Annotated in this window: 9 protein-coding genes; 6 read left to right on the plus strand and 3 right to left on the minus strand. The window is 40.1% G+C overall.

The annotated features are described in order from the left end of the window. The first annotated feature begins 111 nt into the window (after positions 1-111). The 4 genes from HC723_RS15900 to HC723_RS15915 are packed head-to-tail and all read left to right on the plus strand — an operon-like array spanning position 112 to position 5,681. The gene (locus HC723_RS15900; RefSeq protein WP_190339775.1) at positions 112-1,434 is read left to right on the plus strand and encodes a tyrosine-type recombinase/integrase; all 1,323 of its coding nucleotides are present in this window, start codon (positions 112-114) and stop codon (positions 1,432-1,434) included. Further along, positions 1,427-3,172, plus strand: a complete 1,746-nt coding sequence (locus HC723_RS15905; protein WP_190339776.1) for a hypothetical protein — start codon at positions 1,427-1,429, stop codon at positions 3,170-3,172. The genes HC723_RS15900 and HC723_RS15905 overlap by 8 nt, the downstream gene beginning before the upstream one ends. Then, positions 3,172-5,226, plus strand: a complete 2,055-nt coding sequence (locus tag HC723_RS15910; protein ID WP_190339777.1) for a hypothetical protein — start codon at positions 3,172-3,174, stop codon at positions 5,224-5,226. The genes HC723_RS15905 and HC723_RS15910 overlap by 1 nt, the downstream gene beginning before the upstream one ends. Continuing rightward, positions 5,223-5,681 (plus strand): hypothetical protein, encoded by a 459-nt coding sequence (locus HC723_RS15915; RefSeq protein ID WP_190339778.1) that lies wholly within the window; start codon positions 5,223-5,225, stop codon positions 5,679-5,681. Before HC723_RS15910 ends, HC723_RS15915 begins: the two co-directional genes overlap by 4 nt. A gap of 280 nt (positions 5,682-5,961) precedes the next feature. Here HC723_RS15915 and HC723_RS15920 read toward each other — a convergent pair whose 3' ends face one another. The 3 genes from HC723_RS15920 to HC723_RS15930 all read right to left on the minus strand — a co-directional run bounded on the left by HC723_RS15920 (position 5,962) and on the right by HC723_RS15930 (position 7,575). After that, positions 5,962-6,468: a DUF4468 domain-containing protein gene (locus tag HC723_RS15920; protein WP_190339779.1), complete on the minus strand. Its 507-nt coding sequence runs from the start codon at positions 6,466-6,468 to the stop codon at positions 5,962-5,964. A 43-nt stretch (positions 6,469-6,511) separates the two neighbouring features. Continuing rightward, on the minus strand, positions 6,512-6,766 hold the full coding sequence (locus HC723_RS15925) for a hypothetical protein (RefSeq protein WP_190339780.1): 255 nt from the start codon (positions 6,764-6,766) through the stop codon (positions 6,512-6,514). 380 nt (positions 6,767-7,146) lie between these two features. After that, positions 7,147-7,575 carry a MarR family winged helix-turn-helix transcriptional regulator gene (locus tag HC723_RS15930; RefSeq protein WP_190339781.1) on the minus strand — a complete coding sequence of 143 codons (429 nt, stop codon included), beginning with the start codon at positions 7,573-7,575 and terminating at the stop codon, positions 7,147-7,149. Positions 7,576-7,756: 181 nt separating this feature from the next. Between HC723_RS15930 and HC723_RS17750 the strand changes: the two genes are divergently transcribed. Next, the gene (locus tag HC723_RS17750; protein ID WP_274601948.1) at positions 7,757-7,882 is read left to right on the plus strand and encodes a hypothetical protein; all 126 of its coding nucleotides are present in this window, start codon (positions 7,757-7,759) and stop codon (positions 7,880-7,882) included. A gap of 146 nt (positions 7,883-8,028) precedes the next feature. Further along, the gene (locus HC723_RS15935; protein WP_190339782.1) at positions 8,029-8,340 is read left to right on the plus strand and encodes a DUF3861 domain-containing protein; all 312 of its coding nucleotides are present in this window, start codon (positions 8,029-8,031) and stop codon (positions 8,338-8,340) included. Positions 8,341-8,679 lie beyond the last annotated feature (339 nt).

The raw sequence follows: 8,679 nt of genomic DNA on the forward strand, positions 1-8,679 counted from the left end.
TACCATGACAGGTTGATATAGGAAAAGCATTTTACACACATAAATAAATCTGGGAAATAATTCATTGATGGCTACACTGTATGTATGGCCAGTGTTTACCATGAGGATTTTATGGCGTTTTTAATCAGATCTAGTGATGTTTTTAAAGAAACAAATCTCTCTATAAGTAATGGGCAATGTTCTGTTACACCTACCACTGATAACATTGGTTCACTGCCAACGCTTTATTCTGAACATGGTGAATTTAATCACCAAGCCAATAGCTACTTCTTCTATCAAAAGGCAATCAAGCAAACGATAGACTTACAACCCTGCGCTCAAGCTTTAAAGGACTACTATCAATTTCTTGAGGATAAAAACCTTCAATGGGATATGTTCCCACCAGTTAAGCGTTTAAAGCCAACTTACTTATTTCGATCCCATTTATTGAAGTTAATAAAAAAGGGAGAGCTTGCTCATTCCACAGCAAGCGTACGTATGAACCAAGTCGTTAATTACTATAAGTGGTTGATGCATGATGGTTATCTAAAGATTAAAAATGAAAAAGAAGCGCCCTTTAGAATGGAGTTCGTATCTATTAAGCGAACCGATATGCTGGCTCATATTGCTCCAAGCTTCATCATTGAAACCAGTGATTTAAGAATCAAAGTACCACGAGACAGTGACAGCAAAAACATTCGCCCCTTAACACCATTAAGTCAGGATGCGTTATCGATACTGACCACCTATCTACCTGTAGCATCCGAAGAACTAGGGCTTCAAATTTTAATCTCCATTGATACTGGACTTCGAATTCAAGAGGTCGCCACACTAACACTTGATGCTCTCGATATTGCACAACCACTTGCTGAATCTGTGCATCGTTATGAGATAGCAGTTTCACCTCAACGAAATGGTGTTCAAACGAAATACAGCAAAGAGAGGACGATTGAAATATCGAAGACTTTGCTCGATAAACTAGACGTTTATCGTACTTCTGAGCGACGTTTGAAACGAGTTATCAAGCTAAATACCAAACTCGATAATCTAGAAGAATCAGCAAAGGGATTAAGCTACGAAACCGTTGAAGCACTAGAGTTTTGCTTAAATCATGAACCCTTGTTTGTGAGTGAGCAAGGCAACCCTGTATCACCTAAGTCTATTGAAGCTAGGTGGGGGGAGCTAAGAGCGAAAATCAAACAAACGACCCCAGCTTTTGAACATCGTTTTCACGATTTTCGTTCAACGTATGGCACATATCGCCTTAATGACCTTCTTGAAGCTGGTTTACCTGTCGCGGAATGCATGGAGCTACTCATGGGGTGGATGGGACATAAAAACGAATCAACCACTTGGAAATATTTGCGCTACCTCAAACGTAAAGAAGCCTTCAAGGTGAAATTTGGCATATTAGACAGCATCATGCATGAAGCTTTGGAGGCTGAGAATGAGTAATGTCACGCACCGTCCTAAGTGGAATCCCGACTTGTGTATTCAGTTGACGATAGAGGGTAAAAAACTAGTTGATTTTAATCGTTTATTGATAAAAAACCTTCCATCTACTGAAGATTTAAAGAAAAGTAAAAAGTTTAAAGATGCCGATAGGAAAGACTTTATTCATCAAATAAAAGCTCGATATGACGAAATTATCAAGGAAGGTGGTAGCCACGAAAAGCTATACGGCTATTTTGTAAAGTTATCTCAATACATTCGGTGGTGTGACAAGAGGGATGTTGAAACCTTTACTCAATCATCAATCGAAGGCTATATGAATTTTGAAGATGAGCGTGTCATGCTAGGGCAAATCAAAAACTCAACCTATAGAACAAGCCATGCATTATTACAGGTCATCTTTACTCAATATCTAGATTTACCCCACTCGTACTTTGATAATATTGTTACGCGATATAATCATGATACCGAACCTTTTGAAGCCTACACTCGAAGTGACTTAAAGCAAATACTCCCCTTTTTGAGGGCACTATTTAAGCAAACGCATCAACAGTTTATAGATAATCCTGAGAAACATATTCAGGCGTATCGGAACATACCAACCATGACCTTTCACTGGAAAGGATGTGAATACAAATTATGTGCAGCTACCTCTAAGATGATGTCTGCTGCTACATATCTAATGGGGTATTACACCTATGCAAACACAAGTGATTTGTTCAAGTTAAAGCAACCAGAGAATGCTTCAACCACCATTGGTGAGGTATGGTATACGATGCCAGCATTTAAACGAAGAGCGTTTAAAACCATTCGCATTGAAATGGGTGAACACGAACTAGAAATCCCAAAATATTCGATGGACTTTTTTGATAAGTTACTTGAGGCTTCACGATTAATTTCTACTGGGGAAGATGCCCTACTACTGCAAACTATTGTCATGAAAAAAGTACAGCCTGTCAAAAGGAATACCTTAAATACTTTCCTTGCACGTTGGGTGGAAAGGTACTTCACTTTCAACGATCAAACGGGGCGACGATTACGTCCTATGGTAAGTCGTTTTCGTGAAACAGGCGCACGATTAACCGCTTATCATCAGGGTGAAATAGTAAATAACATCATGCTTGGGAATACATCCAACACTCGAAGAAAGAGTTACAGTGAAGGTAATAAACACAGTAACAATGGGATGCTGCAAGACTCTTTCGCCATTCGTGAAGAACAAATAAAACAAGGCGTATCACCCAAGGAAGCACAAGAAAACCTTGGTATTGATGTGCTTGTGATTGAAAAAGAGAATTCGATTGAAATACCAAATCTCAGCCGCACATCTAATGGTGGCAGTTGTAGTGACCCCTTTGGTAGTAAGTCAGAAAAGCACACCAAAAAGGCGCTGAAGCAAGGGCTAGCCAAGGATGGAGAGCGATTGGCTTGTGCGGATTTATTGGCGTGTTTTGGTTGTTCTTATCAAGTCATCGTTCAATCCGTTGCGGATATTTGGTGCTTGCTGTCATTTAGGGCGTGCATTGAAGAGTCGCTGTACCTACATTTGGATGCTCACCATTACCGCAAGAATTTTGAACAAGTCATAGTGTTTATAGATTCTAAAATTCTTCCCGATATCAATTCTAAAATCTTAAAACAAGCTGAAGAAAAACTGAATGATGAAGGGCTTCACCCAGTGTGGAATGAGCCTGAATCCATTCTTTTCTTAATTCCTAATCGTCAACAGGAGAGCGTGTAATGCCAGTTCAGCACTTATATTTAGATAGCTTCCCAGAGCAACATAAAGTAGAAGAAGCCGATGTGGTCACGCTCTATCATGAAGAACGTTTTGATGAGCTTGATAAGGTTGTGGTCTGCAAGGATGAATCAGGCAAGGTAACAGCCTACTTCGGTGATAGCGCTTGGTATTGCTTTGCGTTTTCACGAAACAAAAGGGAGCATAAGAACACTCTTAATTTCAATCAATTCAATAACAATAAAGACTTACAGCGAGAGTTGAAACTTTTTACCTACGGTTGGTTATTCAATAAAGGTCCAAAACAGCGTAAGGCTTTGAAGTTTAGTAGTATATTTTCAAGGTTCAGATATACGAACATGCCTTACAGTCATTTGGTAGAGCAAGGCTTTGATTCTATACGCGCTCTTTCGAAATCATCAAATTGGACTAACTTTGAAGGGGATTTGGTTGAAAAACAATACTCTCAATCTTCAATAAGGACATGTGTTGCCTCTATCAATTCAATCATTAGAGATTCAGCATGGCATAAGGTTAAGCATGAGTTTCTTGGACCTTTAAAGCCTGACGTTGTTGCTAGAAGGTTAATTCAGTTAGAGGCACAACAAACACTGACCATTCCAGAGCGTTTGTGCGATGCCATTTATGGTAAAGCGATTGAACTGATTGAGGAAGCACACCCTAATAGGAAGCTAATTGCTCAAGTCGAGAGTGAACTTCAAGAGAACTACCGTGAAGGTGAACGACGTCTCAGTGAAAAGGTGGCAAGTGGTGAAAGCTTCCCCTTTATCTTGGCTAATGGCGAAATAGATAAAAATATACGTGCCGCTTATATACGTGACAACAAACCTCGAAACCCAAGTGATATTATTTCGCCTCTTGCACAAAAACTGCCGAACATGCCACTTGCCAATAGCTCGGAATTTCAGCGATATCGAGGGCAGTTAATCAATGCAAGCTACATCGTGTGTGGCGGTTTTAGTGGTATGCGTGATTCAGAGTTAGATAAGCTCACGCCAAATAGTTATTACAAGGATACTTTTGAAGGTCGTGAGTATCATATGCTCCAATCACACACCTTTAAGTTGGGTGAAAAACGAGAAACATGGGTAACAGCCAGTTCATCTAAGATCGCGATTGAACTCATGACAACGCTAACTGAAAGGTTGCGACAAGAAGTGACCTATCCAGATAAAAAGTACACAAACACTCTTTGGGTTAACCAATCAGTTCGCTCTAAACCACCCACATTAATCTCATACTGGAATGTACGTCTTCAGCTGTTCTGCAAGCAATTCAATTTTATTGTGACAGAGGAAGACCACCAAGAATGCCTAGATTCTAACCCTCAATCACATGGGAGGGTTAAAAAGTATGTCCTAGTAGGTAAGCCTTGGCACATAACCCCACACCAATTTAGACGCTCTTTGGCATTCTATTGCATTAAGAACCGTTTTAGCACAATGGTCGCTCTCAAACAGCAGTTCAAGCACCTATATCTTGCTATGACCGAGTGGTACACCAACGGTGGCAAGCTAGCCAGTTATCGAAGCCTTGTTGTGGATGAAAAAATCCAATCCATGCTTGAGGACATTAACGCTGAAACCACGGCAAATAAAATCTTCAAACAGTGGCATTCTAGTGAAAAATTATCAGGTTCACATGGCAAAGCGATCATGCAAATGCGAGGAGATGTCCCAACCATCTACAGTTCGTGGGATGTCATCTACAAGGCCGTCAAGGATGGTAAACTCACCCTTCATGGCACGACTCATAGCTACTGTAAAAATGGATACAATTGCGATATGGATGGTGTTGTCATGCCTCAATTCTGTGTCGATTGCGGCTCAGGCAGCAGCATCATTGACGAGGAACAAGCTCGGTGGTGGCAGAAAAAGCACAACAGTTTGGTTGCTTACATGGAATCCGACGAAGATATTTCGGTGAGTGAGCGTAGCCACTACATCACCCAAGTAAGAGCCGCAGAGATAGTTATGGCTGATTTTGAACTGCCATTTACCCCTTTCGAACCTGACTTAAAGGTAGCGAACTCATGAGTAAGAGCGAAAACACATTACTAGCGCTTGAAGCGGCTCTAGAACGTATTAAACAGAGTAAACCTAAGCGTATCCCTGCCCATCGCAAGCTCAGTGTACGCGCTGTTGAGGAGGAAGCGAACCTGGGCAACGGCAGTGGCTATTACTACCCCGAGTTTGTTGATAAGGTTAAACAGACTAAAGCTGAAATCGCGGCAGGCAACGGTGAAGTAATCCGGCCAGAGATCCAGACCGTGCGCACTAAGCTCAAAGAGCAAAAGCGTATCAAGGATAACTACAAGGCTAAGTATGAGACGGAGCGAGAGAAGCTAGCCTTATTTTCGGCTGCGCAGCATCACTTGAATGATAAGCTGATTCAGGCGTTAACTCGTGTGGATGAGTTGGAGCATGAAAATGCAGAGCTTCGGGAGGAGCTTTCTAGGCTGAAAAGAAGTCAGGTCGTGCCAATCAAGTAATCCACCAGTAGCCACTGATATATTGATGTGGGCTACCAAACACTCCACACGACTGCCACTTCTTCCCTAGCTTACTTTTGGACAAAAATGAGTTTAATAAAATCGAACATGAGCAAAGCATTAATAAGTTGAGGTATGGCAAAGTTGTTGTGTTGTGCTAGTGCGATTTTACTCATCGCACTAGCAAAAGGTGGGATTATTTAGGTTTGCACTTGTGTGCTTACGTTAAATAAACTGTTTTACTTCGTAGGTTCATGAGACACCAATAATCAATGGCTTATCAAAAATTTTTCATATCCTCCAACGCACTTTTACCTCGTAAAGCGCTCTCTAATCCGCGAGAAATGTCATCAAATTCTTCCATTATTTGTTTATAACCATATCCCGAAGGTAGAGACCAACCTTGGCACTCTGATAATGGAGGTGTTGTATCTAACAATTCTAGTTGCAGTCTAGCTTTGTTGTCTTTAGCTACAAAACGAATCTGGTAATCGGATAGACAATAGGGGCTAAATGACATATCTAACATCTTCCATTTCGTTAATGCTTTGCCAATCCAAACACCTTCATCCTTATCTGAAACTCTATTTATCGTTTGACTATTCACGTATGTAGAGGCCAAATAATTACGAGCACGAAGCCATAATTCGTCTTTGCTTTCATCCAAATTAACGTATGTATACGTTTTTACTTCTAACTCTCCTTTGTTGATTGGTCTTTCATCTGGTGTTGACTGACATCCTTGGATCAACAAGAGTAAAGCGGCAATGCTCCATATTTTGTTCATAACTATTCCTATATAATTCAAAATAACAATAAGGAAACTTGCGTTACAGTTTCCTTATTATCTTGCCAAAACATACCGCTGCACCATCTTTGTCTCTTCCCCATCCTCCAAAACTGTCAGATAGATCCTCAATTTCCCCCTGCTCTTTGAGTGCATCAAGGTAAGAAAAAACTTCGTCGTGAGTTGTTAGGTTTGAATCCAAACGGTTGAGTAATTCTTTTATTGAAACAAGATTGCAATTGTCATTTGACGACAATGTATCAATCTCTCTAAGTACTTCAGATATATCGAATAACATAAGTATTTCCTACCCACATAGTCATTAAAAAAACCACAATATCAAAAAATTGGTGTTTATAATTTCTATTATAACAAATGTGTGATTTTGCTATAAAAAACAACCCTCAAAGCGCCTAAAACGTTCTAAGCGGATATTTGGGACAATTATTGAAGGAAATATACCACCATAACGCTTTGAATTTTTGTGATTTTCGGGTATCAGATTAGTTATATTTGTTAAAAAGCCACCCGACCGAAAACGTAGTTTTTTTTTGCGAAACCAACAATGGGGCATTTTTGAGCTAAAAAATGCCACGCGTAAAAATTCAGGTTGTGATGTTTTTGGACATAACTGCGTTAGAGCTTAGGCTCGAAGTCATCAACTTCAGATAACTTAATTTATTCAATACTAAGGTTTCTAACCATCTTTCTTGCGACGTGTTGGAACACTTCCAATTCTTCGTTAGATACACCATCTTTCATTTTTTCAAACATCGCCTTATCTACCCCTGCGATCATCGACATGATCTCCTGACCACTTTCCGTAATGCGTAAACACTGGCTGCGTTTATCTTCAGGGTTCGGCTCTTTAACGATCAATTCTTGCTTAATCAAACTGCTTAGTAGGCGGGTTACCTGTGCCTTATCTCTATCTAAAAAATTAGCAATATCAACGGCGGTGCACTGTGGTTTATTCGCAATGATCTTGAGTACACGCACATGCATTGGGGTGATATCTAGATCCAGTGCTTCGATTTGTTCCTGCACATTTCGCTTTAGGCTATGAACCAATTTGAACAAGCTATCTAGCGATTTGCTGTCAGACATAAGATAATTCTCCAAACATGATAGTTGACATTGTCAACCAAATAAGTATAGTTGACATTATCAACCTAATTGAAGGCCATTTCAAGATTGGAGAAAAATGAATACGCAAGCTGTGATGTCTAAATCAGTAATTGAAGAGAAGAAGACACCAATTATTCAATAGATCTTGATTGTACTGGGCATGATGACCCTGATGGGCAGCACGTTAACTGGTGTGATGCCACTGGGTTTTACAATGATGGCGTTTACCATTGTGCTTAACAACATTGGTTTAGAGAACCGTGCAGAGTTCTTTCTGTATGGTTAGGCGGTCTGCTTTGTGCAGTGGCATTGGTGATGATGATGACCATTTCAATGACGATTAAATCTAAGGTAGAGAAGTTCTTAAAAAGCTAACTTCCAAACACATAACTGAATACATAATTGCAACTACACAGTGATAAGGTAACCGATATGATATCTAAAATAAGAAAAGACAAACAATACCGCATCACTATTGAAGAAATAGGCACAGAGCAGGAATCTGCACAAACACTTCAGTTTGAGTACCAAGACCGTGAAGATCTATTCATGGTGGTAGATAAACTAAAACAAGGTAGCGGCCTAGAGCCAGAAACGGCTACCAAGGTTGGTGTTGCGCTGCGTTTGCTTGGCCCAGTGATGATGCAAAATCGCAAACACTCACTGTTTGCTGACTTTATGCCGCACTTCAAAAACTTCATGCAAAACTTAAAAAGCACGGTAAAAGAAGCGGTGAAAAAGTAATAGTATGTACACAATAAAATCGAGGGGGCTGAGGTGCCCCCATTTTTTTACCAATTTCACATATAAGAATTGTATGGCATAACCACGTAAACAGGACATGAATGATTTTTTACTCTAAGTTGTTTTGGGGCATAAATGAGTTTGGTGGCGCTATCCATCAGCCCACCACACCTTAAGCCTCGCCTTTTGGGAAGTGACAAATTATCTGGAAATTGGTATTCTAAAAATTCGAATTTTAGGAAAAATAGTCAAAAACTACTGTTTTTCTGGAAAAGGCTGAGAAGCCTTATCACACATACCTTTCCAGATTTATTTTAGAATCGACCTGTTGCGGTAAGG

The sequence above is a fragment of the Vibrio sp. S11_S32 genome (assembly GCF_014694465.1).
Lineage (GTDB): Bacteria > Pseudomonadota > Gammaproteobacteria > Enterobacterales > Vibrionaceae > Vibrio > Vibrio algicola.